Here is a 21,274-nt window from a genome sequence, read left to right as displayed (position 1 = left end):
CTATTTATTATCGTATTTTTCTCTTGGAGGAATTGACGAATGCATAAAATCTTATTAGTGGATGACGATCGCGAATTAACATCGCTATTGAAAGAACTGCTTGAAATGGAAGGCTTTAATGTTGTAATCGCCTCTGATGGCGAACAAGCACTTAAACTTTTGGATGCGTCTATCGACCTGTTATTACTGGATATTATGATGCCACGTAAAAACGGGATTGAGACACTCAAAGAGTTACGCCAAAATTTCCAGACCCCTGTCATTATGTTAACGGCAAGAGGCAGTGATCTTGACCGAGTGCTTGGCTTAGAGCTAGGTGCTGATGACTATTTACCAAAACCTTTTAATGATAGAGAGCTGGTTGCTCGTATCAGAGCTATTTTGCGTCGTTCTAACTGGAGCGAACAAAAACAGACTGACAGCAATACATCTCCAACATTACAGGTCGATAAATTACAACTTAATCCTGGCCGACAAGAAGCAAGTTTTGATAATGAACCGCTAGAGTTAACGGGAACTGAGTTTACTTTGCTTTATCTACTTGCTCAGCACTTAGGGCAAGTCGTATCACGCGAACATCTAAGTCAAGAAGTGCTTGGCAAGCGCTTAACACCTTTTGATAGAGCGATTGATATGCATATTTCTAATTTACGCCGTAAATTACCAGAAAGAACAGATGGACAACCTTGGTTTAAAACTTTACGTGGCCGCGGTTATCTGATGGTTTCAATAACTTGATAAATATTCTTTATGATAAATAGTCTGTCAGCGCGCATTTTCGCAATATTCTGGCTGACGCTAGCATTAGTTCTTGTGCTAGTAATGATGGTTCCAAAGCTGGACTCGCGCCAGCTTACCCCTCTTTTAGAGAGTGAATACCGTCAAGGCGTTATGCTAGAACAACATATCGAAGCTGAATTAGCTCAAGATCCCGCTAACGATCTCCTTTGGTGGCGTCGATTAATTCGTGCCATTGATAAATGGGCTCCACCTGGTCAGCGCTTAATTATTGTTACGAGTGAAGGCCGTATCATTGGTGCTCAACGTAATGAGATGCAGGTTGTCAGAAACTTTATTGGTCAATCTGATAACGCCGATCACCCTAAAAAGAAAAAATATGGTCGTTCTGAGATGTTAGGACCATTTTCTGTAAGGGATGGTGAAGATCATTACCAACTTTATCTCGTGCGCCCTTCAAGTAGCCCTCAATCTGACTTTATCAACTTATTATTTGATAAGCCGTTATTGCTACTGATATTCACCATGCTTATCAGCACACCATTATTAGTATGGCTTTCTTGGAGTTTAGCAAAACCTGCAAGACAGCTTAAAAATGCGGCAGATGATGTTGCTAAAGGCAACCTACGCCCTCACCCTGAATTAGAGACTGGCCCACAAGAGTTTTTAGCTGCTGGTACTAGTTTTAATCAGATGATAAGCGCACTCGAACGCATGGTTGAGGCACAACAACGTTTAATTTCTGATATTTCACACGAGTTACGAACACCATTAACACGCTTACAATTAGCAAGCGCATTGTTACGTCGTCGTAGTGGAGAAAGTAAAGAACTAGAACGCATTGAAACTGAGACTCAACGCCTTGATGGCATGATCAATGATTTACTGGTTCTTTCACGCAACCAGCATAAAAACGAGTTATTACGTGAAACAGTAAAAGCCAACGAACTGTGGGATGATATTTTAGATAACGCTAAATTTGAGGCTGAACAGAGTAATAAGACGCTACAAGTGACAACACCTCCGGGAGCATGGCCTATCTACTGCAATCCATATTCACTTGCTAGCGCATTTGAAAATATTGTTCGTAATGCCCTACGTTATTCAAATTCTCGCATTGAGGTTGCCTTTACTGAACAAAACCAAGGTATCACTATTATTGTTGATGATGATGGCCCAGGTGTTAGTCCTGAAGATAGAGAGCATATCTTCAGACCGTTCTACCGTACTGATGAAGCAAGAGATCGCGAATCAGGTGGTACTGGCTTGGGATTAGCTATTGTCGAGACGGCAGTAAGTCAGCATAGAGGCCATGTTAAAGCCGATGATAGCCCATTAGGTGGGTTGAGGGTTGAGATTTGGTTGCCAAAAACAAAGTAAAATCTATCTAAAAGTGATTTTTAGCCTTAAAATACGATTTTTGCTAAATTATATTTTATTACCTTTATGAACAAATACCTGAAAATTTTAAGAAATAAATTACGTTATAAATATTGTGATACTTTTCCAGAATTAGTAACTAAATCAATATATAAAGAACGAATGAGGAAAACTTTAAATTTAGATTTTCCACAAACATTTAATGAGAAATTACAGTACCTAAAGTTAAATTTATATAAAAATAACCCATTAGTTACAAAATGTGCAGATAAATACGCTGCTCGAGAATATGTTAAAGATTGTGGTTGCGAAGAAATACTTAATGAAATCCATCAAGTATGGGATCAACCTGACGATATTAACTTCTCTGAGTTGCCTAATAAATTTGTACTAAAATGCAATCATGGTGCAGGTTATAATATCATTTGCAGAGATAAAGATAAGATATCCCCAGATAACATTAGGCAAACATTAACAACTTGGCTAAATGAAGACTATTGGCGATTAGCTGTTGAATTTGTTTATAAGGATATCTCTAAAAAAATAATTTGTGAAAAATTCATAGAAACAAAAAATAATGAACTTCCATATGATTACAAATTATTCTGTTTTCATGGTGAACCTTTGTTTGTCATGATCTGCACTGAAAGGGAATCACAACACCCTAAATTCTATTTTGTTAACAAAGAATGGGAATTATTACCTTATGGCATTGATTATAAAAATAGTGAAGTATCTACTGTTTTAGATAAACCACAAAACTATCAAAAACTCTTTGAATATGCTGAAAAATTATCCAAACCATTTCCTTTTGTTAGGGTCGATCTATATTTAAATAGTGGAGTGATCCATTTTGGTGAACTTACCTTTATTCCATCGGCAGGGATGGATAAAGAATTAAATAACGAAGAAACTAAAAACGTTGATCTAATATTTGGAAACTACCTAAAACTAAGGGTTACCCCTTAGTTTAGAGCCTTAATCATTCTTCTATTCATTAAGTAAATAAGCCTTGCTTTGACTTTCATATAAGGATAAAAAAGGCTTTTTTTCTCACAACGCCGAAATAGTGATACTTTTTTTCGCACAATAGCAACTTCAAGGTTTTTGTAAAAATAAGGTCGGAGTTCTTTATTTTTAGTTTTAATCTTATCCAAAACTGCATTACATTTTTTTATATTATCTAAACTTAGATTTTCAGTTGAAAAGTTCAAGTTATATAATACATCCTCATCCACCTCAATATTAAACATATCTAATGCATTAATTTGTGCTTTTATAGCAAATGAGGTTTGTATACTAAAATAGTTCTTTCTATTTCTATCTGGATGAATTCTATATTTTAATAACGCTTCTTCTAGATTGGAAAAAATATTTTCCTGATTTAGCTTTAATAAATTTATCCATAACCCATAATCTTGAGCATATTTATAATCTTCTGGATACATAATTTTATTTTTTTTAATAAAATCAGATCTAAACATGACTGTTGGATGATAAAAATTAGTTCCAAAAATTAATCCAGCGGCTATTGCATTATGCTTTATTGGAAGAATCATGAATTTTTTGTCGTATTCATAGATTTCCATTGATGTACCACAGACCATAATATTTTTATGGTTTTCCATGAACTCAAACTGCTTTTGAAGGCGAGTTGGATATGAGTAATCATCAGCATCCATTCGAGCAATATAGTCACCAGAAGCAAGTAAAAAACCTCTATTCAAAGATTTAGCTAACCCGATATTAGATACATTAGTATACACTTTTACTCGACTATCTTTTTCTTCATATCCTTTTAAAATATCAATAGATAAATCAGTAGAACCATCATTAATGATGATAAATTCAAAATCTTTAAAAGTCTGATTTAAAATAGAATCTATAGCTTCATTCAAATGTATTGAATCATTATATACTGACATCAACACGCTGATTTTATAGGTATTTTTCATTTTACACTTAAAGTTTCTTACTCTTATAAACGATTACTATAAAGGAAGGAATGAGATTAGTGAATACCGCCGTGATTGGAATTCTGAAGAAGTTCTTACAGTGGCCTGAGAATAACACAATAGAGTAAATAATAACCGATATCATGGATCACGAACAAAAATTTAACCATTGGAAACAAACATAAAGTACGTACAATCCAATAGAGTAATTAAACTGTTGTATCAAAACATACTGCCATCTATTGAAGAATAGGTGGCATATTCTTTTTGTTAACGTTTGTTGATGTAATTCAGAATGATCTGGCTGAATCGACCGTTATTCCAGTATTTATATATCTTCAATCAATGCTAAAATACCCAGCTATTACTTGACCGTCTGGTTCGAAGAGTCTACTCTCAGTGCGGTTTTTCGCATACTGTTAAAGTATGCTTATATAATAAAACTCTTATTTTACAAAAAGATAAGAGCTTTTCGAGATAAACTTTGGCGCTCTGGGGGCCGTAAACCCAGTGCGGTAGCTTTGTTATAATAGCAATATAATATTCTTTATAGTTATAAAATTAGTTATCAATTTATATTACATTATGAGAAATATATCTACATTATGGAAAAAACACAGAAAAAGAATAGCATTTTTATATTTCTTATTATCCTATCTTTAATTTATTTCCCTAAAATAGGAGTATTGGATTTTACTGTTTTTTTATTAGCTCCACTTTCATTATATTTATTTATTACAAAAAAAATAAATATAAAAAAAGAAATAATATTCGCTACTATAATTCTATTATTGATTCAATCATATGTTATTATAACAAGCACAGTAAATGGAGTATTTACATCCAATGTAGTTCTGATTCCAATTAGAAATATAATCATCATATTTTCATTATATATAACCATATTGCATTACAAATTAAATTTTGATAAATTTATTAAAATAATATTATATATACTCCTTATTAATACTATTTTAATATTTATCCAATTCATTCTTCACCTTAATTTTGGAATTATTGATTATTTATATAATCCTCAATTTCCTTTAGAAATGATAAATACTGTTAGAAAACCTGGGTATTTTACGGGATATCCCGTTGCTGGTTTTATTTCCAATATGGGAGCAATATTTTCAATCTATATATATAGAAACAATAAAAAATTCATATATATATATATATATATATTATTTTTTATTACATCATTAATTACTGCCAGAACAGCGCTTCTATTCAATATTTTAATACTTCCATTTGTTATCTTATCTTTAAATAAAAGACATTTTTTCTATCTAATAATTATATTTATAATATCAACTTCCTTATTTATCATTTATAGTAATAATTACACGATAGCTATATTTAACAAATTTAAAGTTGTATTTGAATTTCTAATAGAACAAAAAGGTGATCATAGTACTAATGATTTAATAAAAAACCATTATAAACTGCCTAATGATTTACTAACTTTTTCTTTTGGAAATGCCTTAGACCCTCAAGAATTCTCAGATGTAGGATATGTTCAAGCGATATTTAAAGGTGGAATGACTCTATTTTCAATTACTTTATTTTTTTATTTTTATTTATTTACATCAATATTTAAAAATATATCAAAGAATAAGAAAAATATGTTTTTTATTCTTTCAATAACATCATGTTTTATTTTTTATAACTTTAAAGGGCCTTATTTACTATCAAGAACTGTAGGTGATTTTATTATAATAATTTTTACTTCCTTACTTGTATACAAAGCGTCAAAAAATGAAAATCATGAATAATAAAAAAACTATTAGAACGATCGCAATAACATCAAACACTAGCTGGTATTTATATAACTTTAGAAAAAATACCATTATTTCATTAATTAACACTGGTTTTGATGTGTATACAATATCACCATTTGATGATTACTCAGAAAAATTAGTTAATTTAGGTGCAAAACATATCAATATAAAAATTGATTCAGCTAGTAAGAATCCTTTTATTGACCTCTATACATTAATTTCTTTCTATAAAATATGTAATCAATTTAAATTTGATGTAATACTTAATTTTACACCTAAAAATAATATTTATGGAACTTTAGCTGCAAAGTTAAATAAAATAAAAGTCATAAATAATATTGCAGGATTAGGAACTCTTTTTATAAATGATAATATCAGTTCTAAGCTTGCACGCAATCTATATCGTTATAGCCAAAAATACGCTAACAAAATATTTTTCCAAAATAATGACGACTTAACTCTATTTTTGGAAAGAAATTATGTGAAGAAATCACAAATAGATAGACTACCAGGTTCTGGTGTGGACTTATCGCGTTTTACTCTTTCATTATCTGAAAATAAAGAGAAATTAAGATTTATTTTAATTGCAAGAATGTTATATGAGAAAGGGATTACTTTTTATATTGATGCAGCTCGTATCTTGAAAAAAAAGTATGACAACAAGGTTGAATTTTGTCTTTTAGGTTTCGTTGGTGTTAATAACCCATCAGCTATTACTCATGAGCAAATGAATAACTGGGTTTCTGAAGGTATTATTAATTATTTAGGTACCTCGGATACTGTGGAGCAAGAAATAGCTAAAGCTGACTGTATAGTATTACCTTCTTTTTATCGAGAAGGTGTACCAAAAACATTGTTAGAAGCAGGCGCAATGGGGAAACCAATAATTACTACTGATAATGTTGGTTGTCGAGAAACTGTTACTCATGGATTTAACGGATACTTATGCCAACCTAAATCAGTATCAAGTTTAGTTGATGCAATAGATACCTTTATTAAGTTACCCTATGAAAATAAATTAAAAATGGGTGAAAATAGTAGAAAAAAAATTGAAACTGAATTTGATGAAAAAATTGTTATTAATAAATATCTAGATGCTTTAAAAGAAATTTTTCAAGATTAGGATAAAAAATGAAAATCACAATCTCAGGAACCGGCTATGTCGGTCTATCTAATGGGGTACTTCTTTCCCAAAACAACACAGTTGTTGCGTTAGATATCAATAAAGAAAAAGTTGAATTACTTAACAAAAAAATCTCTCCAATTACAGATAAAGAAATCGAAGAGTTTTTAGCAACCAAAAAGCTCGATTTTACTGCAACCTTAGATAAAGAATTCGCTTATAAAGATGCTGATTTCGTTATCATTGCAACACCTACCGATTACGATCCTAAAACAAACTATTTTAACACCTCATCAGTAGAGTCTGTTATTCGTGATGTTTTAGAATATAATCCAAATACGACAATGATTATTAAATCAACCATTCCTGTTGGTTTTACCAAAGAAATGAGAGAGAAATATAATACAGATAATATTATTTTCTCTCCTGAATTCTTACGTGAAGGTCGAGCACTTTACGATAATCTTTACCCATCTCGTATTGTTATTGGTGAACAATCAGAAAGAGCACAAAAATTTGCTGACCTACTACAGCAAGGTGCACTGAAAAAAGATATTGATGTTCTGTTCACTGACTCCACAGAAGCAGAAGCCATTAAATTATTTGCTAATACTTATTTAGCACTGCGTGTTGCTTACTTTAATGAGTTAGATAGCTATGCTCAAGCTTATGGCTTAAATGCAAAACAAATCATTGAAGGCGTCTGTTTAGATCCTCGTATCGGCAACCATTATAATAATCCATCGTTTGGTTATGGTGGTTACTGTCTACCAAAAGACACCAAACAACTGTTAGCAAACTACGACTCTGTTCCTAATAATATTATTAGTGCCATCGTTGAAGCTAACCGCACTCGTAAAGATTTTATTGCCGACTCAATTATCGCTAGAACACCAAAAATTGTAGGTGTTTACCGTTTAATTATGAAGTCTGGTTCTGATAATTTCCGCTCTTCTTCTATCCAAGGCATTATGAAACGTATTAAGGCCAAAGGTATTGAAGTGGTGATTTATGAGCCTGAAATGCAAGAAGAAACCTTCTTTAATTCAAAATTAGTTCGTGATTTAAATGAATTTAAATCAATCTCTGATGTTATTATTACCAATAGAATGTCATCAGTGCTAAACGACGTTGAAGAAAAAGTTTATACTCGAGACCTATTTGGTAACGATTAATTAATAAATACGGGTTAATTACGTAATGAAATATTTAGTCACTGGCGCTGCAGGATTTATTGGTTTTCATCTAATAAAAAAACTAATCCAACAAGGTGAAACTGTTGTTGGTATAGATAATCTCAATGATTATTATGATGTCTCCTTAAAAGAATCTAGGCTTAACATTCTGAATAAACTACACAATTTCTCATTTTCTCTTATTGATTTAGCAGATAGAGAGAAAATGGCTCATCTATTTGCAACTGAGAAATTTGATAAAGTTATTCATTTAGCTGCACAAGCTGGGGTTAGATATTCACTAATTAACCCATTTTCTTACGCTGATAGCAATTTAACTGGCTTTCTGACAATCTTAGAAGGTTGTCGTCACAATAATATTAAGCATCTTGTTTATGCTTCTTCTAGTTCTGTTTATGGCTTAAATGATGAATTGCCATTTTCACCTCATGATCAAGCTAATCACCCTGTTTCTTTATATGCGGCAACGAAAAAAGCTAATGAATTAATGGCTCATAGCTATTCTCATTTATATGGTATACCAACAACTGGATTACGCTTTTTTACCGTTTATGGTCCTTGGGGTCGTCCTGATATGGCATTATTTAAATTTACTAAAGCCATTATCAACAATGAGCCAATTGATATTTATAATAATGGCCAAATGAAACGTGACTTTACTTATGTTGAAGATATCGTGGAAGGTGTTGCTCGTATTGCAAATGTAATACCGACGCCACAACAAGATTGGAAAGTAAGTATAGGAACTCCGGCTAACAGTTCTGCACCTTATAAGGTTTATAATATTGGTAATGGTTCTCCAGTTAATTTAATGGATTACATTAGTGCATTAGAAACTCACTTAGGAAAAACTGCAGATAAAAACATGTTACCAATGCAACCTGGTGATGTTTACACCACATGGGCAGATACTGAGGATTTATTTAAAGCAACTGGCTATAAACCTCAAACAAGTGTAGATGAAGGTGTAAAACAGTTCGTTGATTGGTATAAAAGCTATTATCAAGTTAAATAAACCATGCTCAATATCGTCTTATTTGAACCCGAAATTCCACCCAATACGGGTAATATTATCCGCCTGTGTGCTAACACAGGCTTTCATCTTCATCTAATCCAGCCATTGGGTTTTACTTGGGATGATAAACGTCTACGTCGTGCAGGGCTTGATTATCGTGAGTTTGCTGATATTAAACAGCATCACGATTACTATGCTTTTTTAGAAAGTGAAGGTTTAAACCCTGATAATGCACAATCACCAACGGGTGCACGTGTATTTGCGTTAACGACAAAAGGTACACCAGCACATAGCAATGTGAGCTATCAAGATGGAGATTATCTCCTTTTTGGACCTGAAACTCGTGGTTTACCGCCTTATGTATTAGACAATATGCCAACACAGCAGAAAATCAGAGTTCCAATGCTTGCTGATAGCCGTAGTATGAACCTATCGAATACTGTGGCTGTTGTAGTTTTTGAAGCATGGCGTCAACTAGGCTACCCAGGTGCATTATTGAAATAATTTTTATGAAAACATTTTTCCTAAAAAAACTAAGTTCTCTTATAGTAAAAATTTATGTCTTCATTTTTTACAATGAATTAATTTACAACAAAAATGTTATATATTTTGGTTTTTTTACTATTAAAAATATAAAGAAATTATCTATCAAAGGGAGAATAAATATTAATGATCATGTATATATTAATGCCAAAGGGGGTATTACTCTCGGCAATAAAGTGACACTCTCAGCTGGCTCAAAATTAATTTCAACGGGATTGTTGATTAATGATAATGGAATTACTACTGAACATATAGATAAAGAAATTATAATTTCAGATAATGTACAAATAGGTGCTGGTGCCATCATACTCGCTGGTGTATCTATATGTGAAAATGTTATTGTAGGGGCTGGCTCTATTGTAACTCGCAATATTGAAAAACCTGGTGTTTATGTAGGAGCCCCAGCTAAATGCATAAGACTATTTAAATAATTTAAGAATGATTATTAAAAATGTTTTTTATCTACAATTCATTAAAGCAATCGAATTACTAATTCCCTTAATTGCGATTCCTATAGTTATAAAGTATCTTGGTATATCTAACTATGGCATTATAGCTTTGCTTCAAGCTATTTCAGCGTATATAATTCTTATTGGCGAATGGGGATATAATGCTAATGCAACAAGGGAATTCTCATCTGAAATTTCCATCTTTGAAAAAACATTGTTATATATAGAAATACAAAAAATAAAGATTCTATTCTGTATATTAATATTTATTTTTTTGATCTTATTGAAATTCATTATTGAACTGACTTACTTACAAATGCTCATATTATTTGTATGGTTTTCCACTTCAATACTTCAATGTAAATGGTATTTTCAAGCCACATATAAATTAATAAATTTAGTCGTTATATCTTTATTTTCTAAAATAATATATATTATTTATGTTTTTCTATTTGTTAATTATGATACAAACATAGAAGAATACCTTCTTTTTTTAATACTACCTAATATAATTTTATTTATATACTCTAATTGTTATATTATAAAGAGACTACCTATAAATAAAATAAAAAACAAAAAATACTTTAATCTATCAACAAAAAGTAAGTTCTTATTGAAAGAAGGTTGGCATCTCACATCAATGAGGCTGATTACGGGCGCTATAAATCCCGTAGCACTAATTATAGCAAAATCAATATATGGTATTGAGTTTGTTGGTTTTATTGGTGTAGCACAACGTATTGTATCAGCCTCAGTATCTATATTAACACCAGTCATCGATGTTACTTTTCCCAAAATGAATTATTTTTATTTAAATAATAAAAATAATTTTTATAAATTTATAAATGTTATCTTATTATTTTTCATATTTGTTCAAATTTTAGGCATGTTAACCTATGCAATATTAGACCAATATATTTTTCATATATTAAACATTAAATACTCTGAAGAACTATCACTGATACTATCCTTTTATTTACTAATTATATTTTTTAGCTTAGCAAACTCTTTTTTAGTACATATGTTAGTTATAATGAAAAGATCAAAGTATATAAGCCCATTTTCTTTACTAAGTGGGATATTAACAATATCATTTATGTTATCAATTGAAAACTTCAATCATTCTCAATACAACTTTGTTTTTTCTATTTTATTAGGTCAACTATTCTTATTTATCTCAATATTATATTTAAAAGGTAAAAATAATATTTCATGAAAAATATTTTAATTTTATCAAACTCTCTTTCTAATGGTGGTGGTGAGAGAATAGCTTGTAACTTAGCCAATGGACTAAAAGAAAATAATTATAAAGTATATTTCTATATAATAGAAAACAATATCAGCTATGCTTTACATGAAGATATAATATTAATAAAAAACCCTATAAACATTAAAGCCCCTTTTATTGGAAAAATAATAAATAATTTCTCAGCAGCTATTCATTTATTTTTTATCCTTAGAAAAGAAAAAATAAATACAATTATTAGTCACTTGTTTAGAGCAAACTATATTAATATATTCCTATCACTATTTAAAAAACATAAAAGTATAGTTGTTACACATGGCTCAATTTTAAAATATTCTAATAAAAGTTTAAAATCAAAAATAAATGTATTTATAATAAAGAATATATTTAAACACGCCACTAAAAAAGTATTTCTTACTCAGAGAATGTTAAATGATTATTTACCTATTGTCGGTGAAAAAAACAACTTTGTTATCCCCAATTGTTATAATTTAGATAATATTCTTGAATTATCTAGAGTAATTGTAGATGACAATCCATTTTCTTCTGGTGAATACTTCATATTTGTAGGAAGATTTCACCCTGTTAAAAATATTTCTTTCTTATTAGACACATTTAAAAAAACCAATTACAAATTATTATTAATTGGAGATGGAGCTCTGTATGAAGATTATAAAGAAAAATATAAGAGTAAAAACATAAAGTTCCTAGGAAATAAAGAAAACCCTTACCCTTATATAAAACATGCAAAATATACAGTACTTACATCTATATCAGAAGGTTTTCCAAATGTATTAATTGAATCTCTCTATCTTGGTGTACCTGTTATTAGTTCAGATTGTAGAACTGGCCCAAGAGAGATATTAAAAATAGATAATGAAATTATATCAGGAAGTATTACATCTAATCAATTTGGTATATTGTTTAACATAAATGATGAAAAAGGATTTATATTATCATTACAGGAAACAAATACTAAGGTAATAGAACCTAATTATTTAACAAAAGAAACAAAGCAATATAATATAAATCACATTGTCAAAAAGTATATTGAGTTAATTTAGAAAATATGAAAACCGATAAAATATCTGTATTACTTTCCATATATAATGAGATAGATGAATGGATTATACTATCTATTAATTCAATAATCACTCAAAATACATATAGTAAATTTGAAATTCAATTAGTTATTGTTATCGATAACCCTAATAAATGTGAACATTATAAAAATATAATTAATAATCTAGAAATAAAAAACATTGAAATAATAATTGTAGAAAATAGCATAAATCTTGGGTTAGCAAGTTCACTAAACAAAGCATTTGAACATAGCGATGGTAATTTTATTGCTCGGCTAGATGCTGATGATATTGCCGATCCAGAACGCTTAAATGTACAACTAAGATATTATAAATCTAATTCTTTTGCATTAATTGGTACAGGCATAAATAGAATTGATGAACATGGTAAATTTATATCTACCTCCTGTTTGTCAAATGATTTTTTAAAACTAAAAAGTACCTTAGGTTATAAGTCTGTTTGTTATCACCCCACATGGTTCATGTCGAGAGATATTTTTGAAAAAATGCAAGGATATCGAAATTACCCCAATTCACAAGATTTTGATTTTATTTCGAGGCTTATTGCTAAAAATTATACAATTTCAAATATTGAAAAACCATTAGTAATGTATAGAATAAATACGCAATCTTTATCTTTTAAAAATTCGTTAAGACAAAGAAAATGCCAATATCACATAATAAAAATGAATAAAATTAGAAAAAAATATGGTATAGATAATTACAATGAACAAAGAATGTTAGATTATATAAAGGTGAATAAAATCATAAATGAATTACATTTTAAAAGTCAACTATTACTAGTAAAAGCACTTAGGATGAATAATGTAAATCCTAGTAAATACCTACTTTTATTATGTTCAACATTTCTTTCTCCATACCAAACAAAACATATTTTAAGAATGAGTTATTTTAAAATAAAAAATTATTTTATATAAATATTTATTAGTTTTTTATAACTACTGTTGTAGTTTTTGAAGCATGGCGTCAACTTGGTTATCCTGGTGCATTACTAAGAGACTGAAATGTAAAAAGCGCTGATCATAAATAATGACTAGCGCTTTTTTAATTTCAAACAACTAAAAATCTAACTTATTACTCTGATGGTTGTCTGATTTCAGCAACGACTTTGGTGATATACCTGCACCCTTCTCCCACATCCTTTAATACCAATGCGTGAGCACCAATCACTGCATTATCACCTATCTCTATCTCACCACCAATAATCGATGAGTTACAACCAATATAAACGTGGTTGCCAACTCGAATATCTGCTTTACCATCCTTCTCTTTTACTCCGATGGTCACACCTTGCATTAACGTCACATTCTCACCTAACTGGCAGTAATTAGTCAGTACGATCCCTATGGGATGAGGTAATGAAAGTCCTTTACCTATGCGAGTTCTTAGTGAAATATCGTTGCAATACTTACGATTATTTTTAGCACCAATACGAATGCCAAGTTTTTTGAGAAAACGGTTTTCAGAGAAATAAAAAAATTGGGCGACACGCCACCAAAATAGATAACGTGAACGTTGGCAGAAAAAAACGCGATGAAAAAGTCTTATCCAACTAAAAGGCTTGTTATCACCGATATATTCAGCGTGTAAACAAGCCTTAAGTTCAGAAAGTGTAACTTCAGTTAAAACCATTAAATACCATCACCACACTCAAAACCAGGCACCACACCATTAAAGTGTTGATCCATATCGAGTGAAGGCTTATCACTAGTGGGTTTACCAACAATACGAGCAGGAACTCCCGCAACAGTGGTATGTGCAGGTACTTCATGTAATACCACAGAGCCAGCACCAATTTTGGCACCGCGACCAATCTCAATATTGCCGAGTATTTTAGCACCTGCGCCAATCATTACACCTTCGCGCACTTTAGGGTGACGATCGCCACAGGTTTTACCTGTACCCCCTAAAGTGACGGATTGTAGAATAGAAACGTCATTCTCAACAATAGCGGTTTCACCAATCACAATACCTGTTGCGTGATCAAGCATAATGCCATGACCAATGCGAGCGGCTGGATGAATATCAACCCCAAAAGTCACAGAAATCTGGTTTTGTAGGTAAATAGCGAGAGCTTTACGATCTTGCCCCCATAGCCAATGCGCTATGCGATAAGCTTGTAAGGCATGAAAACCTTTTAGATAAAGCAGAGGTGTGGAGTACTTATCAACAGCGGGATCGCGTAAACGAACGGCTGAAATATCATAAGCGGCTGATTCAATCATAGAATTATCACTACGATATGCTTCTTCAACAATCTCACGAACAGCAATCGCAGGCATAGTTTGAGTCGCCAGCTTGTTCGCCAGCATATAGCTTAAGGCACTACCTAAATTTTCATGCTTGAGTAATGTCGCATGGAAGAAACTCGCCAAAATTGGCTCGCAATCTGCCAAACATCTTGCTTCATCTTTAATATGATCCCAGACTCTTTTTAGTTCTTCTAGCGACATACTCACTCTCATTCTTTTTACATTGAAGCCTAAGTAAAAACTTAGGCTTCTTATGTTTAAAACAGAAATAAATAACTATCTAAAATAGACTTAGAAAAGATTACTGTCTATCTCATCTTTCGTTGCACGGCCTAATAAAGATAATGCCGCTTCTTTAGCATCTTTATGCTGGTATAAAATTTGGTAGATCTGCTCTGTGATAGGCATTTCAACACCAACTTGCTCAGCTAATGCACGAACCTCTTTGGTATTGCGATAACCTTCAACGACCTGCCCGATTTTCTCTTGGGCTGTATCAACATCAAAGCCTTGACCTAGCATCATACCGAATCGACGATTACGAGATTGGTTATCGGTACAGGTTAAAACTAAATCACCTAAACCCGCCATTCCCATAAAAGTAGCAGCATCTGCACCTAATGCTTTACCTAATCGGCTCATCTCGGCAAGTCCGCGGGTGATCAGCGCTGTACGCGCATTCGCACCAAATCCCATACCATCAGACATACCCGCACCAATCGCAATCACGTTTTTTACCGCGCCACCTAATTGCACACCGATAAAGTCAGGATTTTTATACACACGGAAACTTTTGCCACAATGGAAAAACTGTTGAAGCTCTTCAGAGAACGTATTATCCGTTGATGCCACAGAAATCGCAGTGGGCAAACCCGCGGCAAGCTCTTTAGCAAAAGTAGGGCCTGATAAAACTGCTAGCGGGATTTCATTACCTAATACTTCACGCGCTACATCTTGCAACAAGCGACCAGTATGAGCCTCAAGTCCTTTTGTCGCCCAAACAACACGTGCATCCTGACGTAAAAAGGGTTTGATCTGTTGTAATACATCACCAAAAACATGGCTTGGGATCACAACAAGAATATTACGGCTGGCTTCAATGGCTTTTTGCAAAGAAGCTTCCATGTATAAACTATCAGGAAAGGAAACATCGGGCAGAAATGCCTGATTACAGCGTGCTTGTTCTAATGCAGCAACATGCTCAGGATCATGACCCCAAAGTACAACGTCATGACCATTGCGCGCTAAGGTAATCGCTAAAGCGGTGCCGTATGAACCGGCACCGATAACTGTCATAGAAGCGTTCATTAAGCTTCTTCAGCCCCTTCATTAGCCGCATCAGTTTGTTGCTGTTGTAAATAGTTCATAAACAACGCATCAAAGTTAACAGGTGCTAAGTTCAGTTGTGGGAAAGTACCACGGCTAACTAAGTTAGTGATACATTCACGAGCGTAAGGGAACAGAACGTTAGGGCAATATGCACCTAAGCAATGTGCCAGTTGAGTGCCTTCGATACCTTCAACGGTAAAGATACCTGCTTGTTGAACTTCACACAGGAATGCAGTTTCGTTATCCATTGTTGCGGTTACAGTAACGCGCAGAATAACTTCATAGACGTTTTCAGCTAGAGTATTAGAAGAAGTATCCAGATCTAATTTAACTTCTGGTTGCCACTCTTTTTGGAAAACTTGTGGGGCATTAGGCGCTTCAAAAGAGATATCTTTTGTATAGATACGTTGAATTTGAAAAGTCATCTCTTGGTTTTGCTGTTCTGACATAATAATCTTACCTTTTTATATCCTTATTAATTGAATAGCAGTAAGTATAGAACTCAATCTGCCCGCTCGTTACTTTTTACCTTTAGCCAGTGGTAAATTCTCACCACTCCAGCCTGAAAGACCATCTTTTAAGATAAAGACTTTTTCAAAACCGAGTTTAATTAGGCTTTCTGCAGGTTTTGCACCTTCAATACCTGATGGTGACACAACAATAACTGGCTGTGATTTATATTTCTCCAGCTCAGCAATATTATTATTTTTGATTTCAGAAGGCGTTAAATTGATAGAATCAATGATGTGTCCTTTACGGAATTCATCACGGCTACGGATATCAACACACACCGCATTCTCTTTGTTTATCAAAGAAATCGCTTCTGTACGGGAAATATTTTTCGTCTTAGAAAAAAGCCCTTTAAAGGTCAATACAATGACCGCCACCAGCAACGCGACCCAAACAAAGCTTAACAGGGTGTGCCGGTTGAAAAATTGCATTACTTCTTGCAGCATAGGATGCAATCACTCTCGTTGGTTAAAAATAGTATCAAAGAGCCAAAGTATACCTTTGTCATGGCGCAATTACAGCCTATTCCTGCTTTTCTCTTTCTATTTTTGCGGAAAGTTTCTCAACAATCATTTTTTTTATTGACGGATTTATGTACCATTAGCGCCGGTTCCGTGAAAAATGATGAATTAAAAAGGCCTTACCTTTTTACTCTACAGGATCCCTCTTCAGGCAAGCTATTAATAAATCAGCATCCCTAATAGTGGCTACTTACGTATAAAATCTCCCATATTACGTAAGATTTATACCTGTCTGAGATACAACAACTATCTGTTATTTATTTAAAAGTATTGAGAACACGAGCATGTCGCAAACAAATCAAGTGCCTAAAATTGGATTCGTTTCATTAGGTTGTCCTAAAAATTTAGTGGACTCTGAACGTATCCTAACCGAACTGCGTACAGAAGGTTATCAAGTTGTTCCTACCTATAATGATGCTGATTTAGTCATCGTCAACACCTGTGGGTTTATTGACAGTGCAGTACAAGAATCGCTAGAAGCGATTGGTGAAGCACTCGATGAAAACGGTAAAGTCATTGTTACTGGCTGTTTAGGTGCAAAAGAGAACCAAATTCGTGAAGTGCACCCTAAAGTACTTGAGATCACAGGGCCTCATAGTTACGAACAAGTTTTATCTCATATTCACCACTATGTGCCAAAACCTGATCACAACCCTTTTCTCAGCCTTGTTCCTGAACAGGGTGTAAAATTAACGCCTCGTCATTACGCGTACTTAAAGATCTCTGAAGGTTGTAATCACCGTTGTACATTCTGCATCATCCCATCAATGCGAGGCGATTTAGACAGTCGTCCAATTGGTGAAGTCTTAGGTGAAGCTAAAAGATTAGTTAATGCAGGTGTAAAAGAGTTACTTGTTATCTCTCAAGATACTTCTGCTTATGGCGTTGATACTAAACATCAAACGGGTTTTTGGGATGGAATGCCGGTCAAAACCAGTATGGTCAGTTTATGTGAGCAGCTGGCAAAATTAGGCATTTGGGTTCGCTTGCATTATGTTTATCCATATCCACATGTTGATGATGTCATTCCTTTAATGGCAGAAGGTAAAATTCTACCTTATTTGGATATTCCTCTTCAGCATGCGAGCCCTAAGATTTTAAAACTGATGAAACGCCCAGGTGCTGTTGAGCGTACATTAGAGCGAGTAAAACGCTGGCGTGAAATTTGCCCTGAGTTAACCTTACGTTCTACTTTTATTGTTGGTTTCCCGGGTGAAACAGAAGAAGATTTCCAAATGCTATTGGATTTCTTAACACAAGCACGTCTTGATCGCGTAGGTTGCTTTAAATACAGCCCTGTTGATGGTGCGAAAGCAAATGAATTAGCCGATCAAGTACCTGAAGAAGTGAAAGAAGAGCGTTATCATCGCTTTATGCAATTACAGCAACAAATTTCGACTGAACGCCTGCAAGAGAAAATCGGTAAAGTGTTGCTAGTCATGATTGATGAAGTGGATGAAGAAGGTGCAATTGGTCGTAGTATGGCTGATGCGCCTGAAATTGATGGTGCTGTTTACCTCAATGAGCAATTTGATGTAGAACCAGGACAAATCGTTCGTGTTCTTATTGAACATGCAGATGAATATGACCTTTGGGGTACTATCGTCGAATAATCTCTCTCGTGGACAGCGTGATATTCTATTGCGCTGTCACACAGAAACCCTCTTTTTTCCTCTCTCCTATTATTATTGCTTTATAATCTCTTATTAATTGAATAGATTACCTGTTAGGTATTATCTGAAATTTCGGCTTTATTTCGTGTTAGCTGGTCAGTTGTTTTATGGCATGAAATAATCTTACAAACTGTTATGAAAGGTACGTTGGTCAGATGGCAGAGAAAATGGATCTTCAAAAAAAAACACATCCGCCTTATCGTGTATTTTCTTTACCGTTAATCACGTTGCTTATTAGCACCTCGCTCTTTTCTGCATCCCCTGTTTTTGCTAACACATTAACGGATAACCGCAATCAGCTAAAAGATCTACAAACTACGATTGCGGAAAAAGAAAAACAGGTTCAAGAACAACAAAAACAACGAACAGCTCTTCTTGGTCAATTAAAAACTCAAGAAACCCAAATTTCTAGTGCAGGTCGCTCTGTACACGAAACCCAAAACCGCTTACAAACATTGGGCAAAGAGATAAAAACCATTACCGCAAATATTGCTCGCTTACAAAAGCAGTATCAATCACAACAAGAGTTATTAGCACGTCAAATGGATGCTGCATATCGTCAAGGTAAGCACCAAGGTATCGAACTCTTATTTCGTGGCGAAGAAGGCCAACGTGAAGAGCGTATTTTAGCGTATTACAGCTATATTAATGATGCTCGCAAAGAAACAATGGCAGAGCTTGCTCAAACATCAAAAGAGCTTGAAGCAGAAAAAGCAGCGCAGCAAGCAAAACAGAATGAGCAAAAGCAGGTTCTCACTAAACAACAGCAAGAAAAACAAAAACTCGATAATGCTTTAGCTGCCCGACAAAAAACGCTGACACAACTTGAATCAACTTTAAAAGCAGATCAGAAAAACTTAGCCACCATGCGAGCTAATGAAGCTCAATTAAGAAATAAAATTGCTCAAGCTGAACGTGAAGCTAAAGCACGAGCAGAGCGTGAAGCCCGAGAAGCAGCACGCATTGCAGCCAAACAACGAGAAGCCCAACAGCGCGGTTCAACCTATAAACCGACAGCTGAAGAGCAATCATTAATGTCACGTACTGGTGGTTTAGGTAAACCTGCGGGGCAAGCTATTTGGCCTATCAGAGGCTCTTTATTACACCGTTTTGGTGAATCTATTTCTGGCTCTGGCGAATTACGTTGGAAAGGAATTGTTATACCAGCAGCACAAGGCACTGAGGTAAAAGCCATTGCTGATGGTCGTGTATTATTAGCAGATTGGCTTCAAGGTTACGGTTTAGTGGTTGTGGTTGAACATGGTAAAGGTGATATGAGCCTTTATGGTTATAACCAAAGCGCTTTAGTGAATGTTGGTCAACAGGTTAAAGCAGGCCAATCTATTGCTTTAGTTGGTAACAGTGGTGGACAAGAGCGTTCAGCACTCTATTTTGAAATTAGACGTCAAGGAAAAGCAGTGAACCCTGTTCCTTGGCTTGGGAGGTAGGTTTGAAATTACTTGGCACATTACAACGCAAGCGCTCTTTTTTACTTAGTTTAATGTTGCTAAGTCTGGTTGTAAGTACACCTGCATTTGCAGCCAAATTAGCCATTGTAATTGATGATTTTGGTTATCGTAAAAAAGAAGATAACCAAGTTTTACAACTTCCTACTGCGGTTTCTATCGCTATTTTACCTGATTCTCCTCATGGTAAAGAAGTGGCGACTAAAGCCCATGCACAAGGGCGTGAAATTCTCATCCATATGCCGATGGCGCCCATTAGCAAACAACCTCTAGAGCGCGATACCCTAAAACCATCAATGGATCAGGCTGAAATTAATCGCATTATTCAGCATGCTATTAGTAATGTTCCTTACGCTGTCGGTATGAATAACCATATGGGCAGTGCAATGACATCGGATAGACAAGCAATGGATAGGGTTATTAAAGCGCTTAATCACTCTAATCTCTATTTTTTAGATAGTGTGACCATTGGTAATACACAAGCCGCCATTGCTGCAAAAGCCGCAGGAGTTCCCTCTTTGCGTCGACATGTTTTTCTCGATAACGTACAGACTGAAGCAGAAACAAGGCAGCAACTCGCTCGCGCTATTGCTTTAGCGAGAAAAAATGGTTCCGCAATTGCCATCGGACATCCTCATCCCTCGACAGTTAGAGCATTACAGCAGCAATTACCTTTATTACCGGCTGATATTCAACTTGTGGCACCAAGTGCGCTATTAAAACCACAAACAGAAAAACCGATACAACCAGAACCGCCAAAAGTTGTGCCACTAACAGAACAACCAAAAGAGCCAAAACCTGCATCTTGGTTAAAACCCGCGCAAGAAGCCATTATTTCGATGAAAAAAAGTACGCTAATTAATACATTATCCAGCGGATTTAGCTCATCAGAAAAAAAGAAATTACCTGACACACCTGATCCTAATGAAATTGATAAAGTAAAAAAATAATGCAATAAAAAAGAGCCTTAAAAGGCTCTTTTTTACTTAAA

21 protein-coding genes are annotated in these 21,274 nt (G+C 33.9%); 15 read left to right on the top strand and 6 right to left on the bottom strand.

From position 1 onward, the window contains the following. Positions 1-39: 39 nt before the first annotated feature. The 3 genes from cpxR (at position 40) to EHE21_RS00300 (ending at position 3,087) form a co-directional block, all read left to right on the top strand. The gene (gene cpxR, locus EHE21_RS00310; protein WP_023583423.1) at positions 40-738 is read left to right on the top strand and encodes an envelope stress response regulator transcription factor CpxR; all 699 of its coding nucleotides are present in this window, start codon (positions 40-42) and stop codon (positions 736-738) included. 12 nt (positions 739-750) lie between these two features. Then, positions 751-2,118, top strand: coding sequence for an envelope stress sensor histidine kinase CpxA (gene cpxA / locus EHE21_RS00305; protein ID WP_166539325.1), 1,368 nt, complete (start codon positions 751-753; stop codon positions 2,116-2,118). A 66-nt stretch (positions 2,119-2,184) separates the two neighbouring features. Further along, the gene (locus EHE21_RS00300) at positions 2,185-3,087 is read left to right on the top strand and encodes an ATP-grasp fold amidoligase family protein (RefSeq protein ID WP_194951576.1); all 903 of its coding nucleotides are present in this window, start codon (positions 2,185-2,187) and stop codon (positions 3,085-3,087) included. Here the strand turns inward: EHE21_RS00300 and EHE21_RS00295 are convergent. Further along, a complete protein-coding gene (locus tag EHE21_RS00295) occupies positions 3,084-4,073 on the bottom strand; it encodes a glycosyltransferase family 2 protein (RefSeq protein ID WP_194951575.1) in 990 nt (329 codons plus the stop codon). The genes EHE21_RS00300 and EHE21_RS00295 overlap by 4 nt on opposite strands. Before the next feature lie 605 nt (positions 4,074-4,678). On the opposite strand from EHE21_RS00295, the gene EHE21_RS00290 reads away from it, so the two are divergent. From EHE21_RS00290 to EHE21_RS00250, 9 genes are read left to right on the top strand one after another with little or no spacing between them, the layout of a single operon-like run. Next, on the top strand, positions 4,679-5,851 hold the full coding sequence (locus tag EHE21_RS00290; protein ID WP_194951574.1) for a hypothetical protein: 1,173 nt from the start codon (positions 4,679-4,681) through the stop codon (positions 5,849-5,851). Next, positions 5,844-6,980, top strand: a complete 1,137-nt coding sequence (locus EHE21_RS00285; protein WP_194952564.1) for a glycosyltransferase family 4 protein — start codon at positions 5,844-5,846, stop codon at positions 6,978-6,980. Before EHE21_RS00290 ends, EHE21_RS00285 begins: the two co-directional genes overlap by 8 nt. A gap of 8 nt (positions 6,981-6,988) precedes the next feature. Continuing rightward, positions 6,989-8,155: a nucleotide sugar dehydrogenase gene (locus tag EHE21_RS00280; protein ID WP_194951573.1), complete on the top strand. Its 1,167-nt coding sequence runs from the start codon at positions 6,989-6,991 to the stop codon at positions 8,153-8,155. A 25-nt stretch (positions 8,156-8,180) separates the two neighbouring features. Next, entirely contained in the window at positions 8,181-9,191 is a 1,011-nt protein-coding gene (locus EHE21_RS00275; protein WP_194951572.1) for an NAD-dependent epimerase, read from the top strand. A 3-nt stretch (positions 9,192-9,194) separates the two neighbouring features. Continuing rightward, on the top strand, positions 9,195-9,695 hold the full coding sequence (gene trmL, locus EHE21_RS00270; protein WP_194951571.1) for a tRNA (uridine(34)/cytosine(34)/5-carboxymethylaminomethyluridine(34)-2'-O)-methyltransferase TrmL: 501 nt from the start codon (positions 9,195-9,197) through the stop codon (positions 9,693-9,695). Between the two features lie 5 nt (positions 9,696-9,700). Continuing rightward, positions 9,701-10,165 carry an acyltransferase gene (locus EHE21_RS00265; RefSeq protein WP_201161569.1) on the top strand — a complete coding sequence of 155 codons (465 nt, stop codon included), beginning with the start codon at positions 9,701-9,703 and terminating at the stop codon, positions 10,163-10,165. 7 nt (positions 10,166-10,172) lie between these two features. Further along, entirely contained in the window at positions 10,173-11,399 is a 1,227-nt protein-coding gene (locus EHE21_RS00260; protein ID WP_194951569.1) for an oligosaccharide flippase family protein, read from the top strand. Beyond that, the gene (locus tag EHE21_RS00255; protein ID WP_194951568.1) at positions 11,396-12,493 is read left to right on the top strand and encodes a glycosyltransferase; all 1,098 of its coding nucleotides are present in this window, start codon (positions 11,396-11,398) and stop codon (positions 12,491-12,493) included. Before EHE21_RS00260 ends, EHE21_RS00255 begins: the two co-directional genes overlap by 4 nt. 5 nt (positions 12,494-12,498) lie before the next feature. Beyond that, complete coding sequence (locus EHE21_RS00250) at positions 12,499-13,449, top strand: glycosyltransferase (RefSeq protein WP_194951567.1); 951 nt, start codon at positions 12,499-12,501, stop codon at positions 13,447-13,449. Positions 13,450-13,606: 157 nt separating this feature from the next. Here EHE21_RS00250 and EHE21_RS00245 read toward each other — a convergent pair whose 3' ends face one another. The 5 genes from EHE21_RS00245 to EHE21_RS00225 form a co-directional block, all read right to left on the bottom strand. Beyond that, the gene (locus tag EHE21_RS00245) at positions 13,607-14,164 is read right to left on the bottom strand and encodes a serine acetyltransferase (RefSeq protein ID WP_194951566.1); all 558 of its coding nucleotides are present in this window, start codon (positions 14,162-14,164) and stop codon (positions 13,607-13,609) included. Further along, a complete protein-coding gene (cysE, locus tag EHE21_RS00240; protein ID WP_088494105.1) occupies positions 14,164-14,985 on the bottom strand; it encodes a serine O-acetyltransferase in 822 nt (273 codons plus the stop codon). Before cysE ends, EHE21_RS00245 begins: the two co-directional genes overlap by 1 nt. Before the next feature lie 90 nt (positions 14,986-15,075). After that, positions 15,076-16,092 (bottom strand): NAD(P)H-dependent glycerol-3-phosphate dehydrogenase, encoded by a 1,017-nt coding sequence (gene gpsA, locus EHE21_RS00235; protein ID WP_194951565.1) that lies wholly within the window; start codon positions 16,090-16,092, stop codon positions 15,076-15,078. Next, positions 16,092-16,562 (bottom strand): protein-export chaperone SecB, encoded by a 471-nt coding sequence (secB, locus tag EHE21_RS00230; protein WP_006534205.1) that lies wholly within the window; start codon positions 16,560-16,562, stop codon positions 16,092-16,094. The genes gpsA and secB overlap by 1 nt, the downstream gene beginning before the upstream one ends. Positions 16,563-16,631: 69 nt before the next feature. After that, the gene (locus tag EHE21_RS00225) at positions 16,632-17,069 is read right to left on the bottom strand and encodes a rhodanese-like domain-containing protein (protein WP_023583406.1); all 438 of its coding nucleotides are present in this window, start codon (positions 17,067-17,069) and stop codon (positions 16,632-16,634) included. 359 nt (positions 17,070-17,428) lie between these two features. Between EHE21_RS00225 and rimO the strand changes: the two genes are divergently transcribed. From rimO to EHE21_RS00210, 3 genes are all read left to right on the top strand, one after another. Further along, the gene (rimO, locus tag EHE21_RS00220; RefSeq protein ID WP_088494108.1) at positions 17,429-18,757 is read left to right on the top strand and encodes a 30S ribosomal protein S12 methylthiotransferase RimO; all 1,329 of its coding nucleotides are present in this window, start codon (positions 17,429-17,431) and stop codon (positions 18,755-18,757) included. 215 nt (positions 18,758-18,972) lie between these two features. Then, on the top strand, positions 18,973-20,265 hold the full coding sequence (gene envC, locus EHE21_RS00215) for a murein hydrolase activator EnvC (protein ID WP_194951564.1): 1,293 nt from the start codon (positions 18,973-18,975) through the stop codon (positions 20,263-20,265). 53 nt (positions 20,266-20,318) lie between these two features. Beyond that, positions 20,319-21,233 carry a divergent polysaccharide deacetylase family protein gene (locus EHE21_RS00210; protein WP_228766793.1) on the top strand — a complete coding sequence of 305 codons (915 nt, stop codon included), beginning with the start codon at positions 20,319-20,321 and terminating at the stop codon, positions 21,231-21,233. The last annotated feature ends 41 nt before the right edge of the window (positions 21,234-21,274 follow it).

Origin of the sequence: Proteus sp. GOKU (assembly GCF_015475555.1) — a bacterium.
GTDB lineage: Bacteria > Pseudomonadota > Gammaproteobacteria > Enterobacterales > Enterobacteriaceae > Proteus > Proteus mirabilis_B.
The sequence above is the reverse complement of the archived record's forward strand: the minus strand, read 5'-3'. Positions and strand labels throughout refer to the sequence as shown.

What these genes read in the sequence shown, in the direction of transcription:
- EHE21_RS00245 (WP_194951566.1), bottom strand. Translation starts at nt 14,164, where the DNA reads ATGGTTTTAACTGAAGTTACACTTTCTGAACTTAAGGCTTGTTTACAC.
- cpxR (WP_023583423.1), top strand. Translation starts at nt 40, where the DNA reads ATGCATAAAATCTTATTAGTGGATGACGATCGCGAATTAACATCGCTA.
- EHE21_RS00265 (WP_201161569.1), top strand. Translation starts at nt 9,701, where the DNA reads ATGAAAACATTTTTCCTAAAAAAACTAAGTTCTCTTATAGTAAAAATT.
- EHE21_RS00275 (WP_194951572.1), top strand. Translation starts at nt 8,181, where the DNA reads ATGAAATATTTAGTCACTGGCGCTGCAGGATTTATTGGTTTTCATCTA.
- cpxA (WP_166539325.1), top strand. Translation starts at nt 751, where the DNA reads ATGATAAATAGTCTGTCAGCGCGCATTTTCGCAATATTCTGGCTGACG.
- EHE21_RS00290 (WP_194951574.1), top strand. Translation starts at nt 4,679, where the DNA reads ATGGAAAAAACACAGAAAAAGAATAGCATTTTTATATTTCTTATTATC.
- EHE21_RS00280 (WP_194951573.1), top strand. Translation starts at nt 6,989, where the DNA reads ATGAAAATCACAATCTCAGGAACCGGCTATGTCGGTCTATCTAATGGG.
- cysE (WP_088494105.1), bottom strand. Translation starts at nt 14,985, where the DNA reads ATGTCGCTAGAAGAACTAAAAAGAGTCTGGGATCATATTAAAGATGAA.
- gpsA (WP_194951565.1), bottom strand. Translation starts at nt 16,092, where the DNA reads ATGAACGCTTCTATGACAGTTATCGGTGCCGGTTCATACGGCACCGCT.
- rimO (WP_088494108.1), top strand. Translation starts at nt 17,429, where the DNA reads ATGTCGCAAACAAATCAAGTGCCTAAAATTGGATTCGTTTCATTAGGT.
- EHE21_RS00295 (WP_194951575.1), bottom strand. Translation starts at nt 4,073, where the DNA reads ATGAAAAATACCTATAAAATCAGCGTGTTGATGTCAGTATATAATGAT.
- EHE21_RS00300 (WP_194951576.1), top strand. Translation starts at nt 2,185, where the DNA reads ATGAACAAATACCTGAAAATTTTAAGAAATAAATTACGTTATAAATAT.
- EHE21_RS00225 (WP_023583406.1), bottom strand. Translation starts at nt 17,069, where the DNA reads ATGCTGCAAGAAGTAATGCAATTTTTCAACCGGCACACCCTGTTAAGC.
- EHE21_RS00250 (WP_194951567.1), top strand. Translation starts at nt 12,499, where the DNA reads ATGAAAACCGATAAAATATCTGTATTACTTTCCATATATAATGAGATA.
- EHE21_RS00255 (WP_194951568.1), top strand. Translation starts at nt 11,396, where the DNA reads ATGAAAAATATTTTAATTTTATCAAACTCTCTTTCTAATGGTGGTGGT.
- secB (WP_006534205.1), bottom strand. Translation starts at nt 16,562, where the DNA reads ATGTCAGAACAGCAAAACCAAGAGATGACTTTTCAAATTCAACGTATC.
- envC (WP_194951564.1), top strand. Translation starts at nt 18,973, where the DNA reads ATGGCAGAGAAAATGGATCTTCAAAAAAAAACACATCCGCCTTATCGT.
- EHE21_RS00260 (WP_194951569.1), top strand. Translation starts at nt 10,173, where the DNA reads ATGATTATTAAAAATGTTTTTTATCTACAATTCATTAAAGCAATCGAA.
- trmL (WP_194951571.1), top strand. Translation starts at nt 9,195, where the DNA reads ATGCTCAATATCGTCTTATTTGAACCCGAAATTCCACCCAATACGGGT.
- EHE21_RS00210 (WP_228766793.1), top strand. Translation starts at nt 20,319, where the DNA reads ATGTTGCTAAGTCTGGTTGTAAGTACACCTGCATTTGCAGCCAAATTA.
- EHE21_RS00285 (WP_194952564.1), top strand. Translation starts at nt 5,844, where the DNA reads ATGAATAATAAAAAAACTATTAGAACGATCGCAATAACATCAAACACT.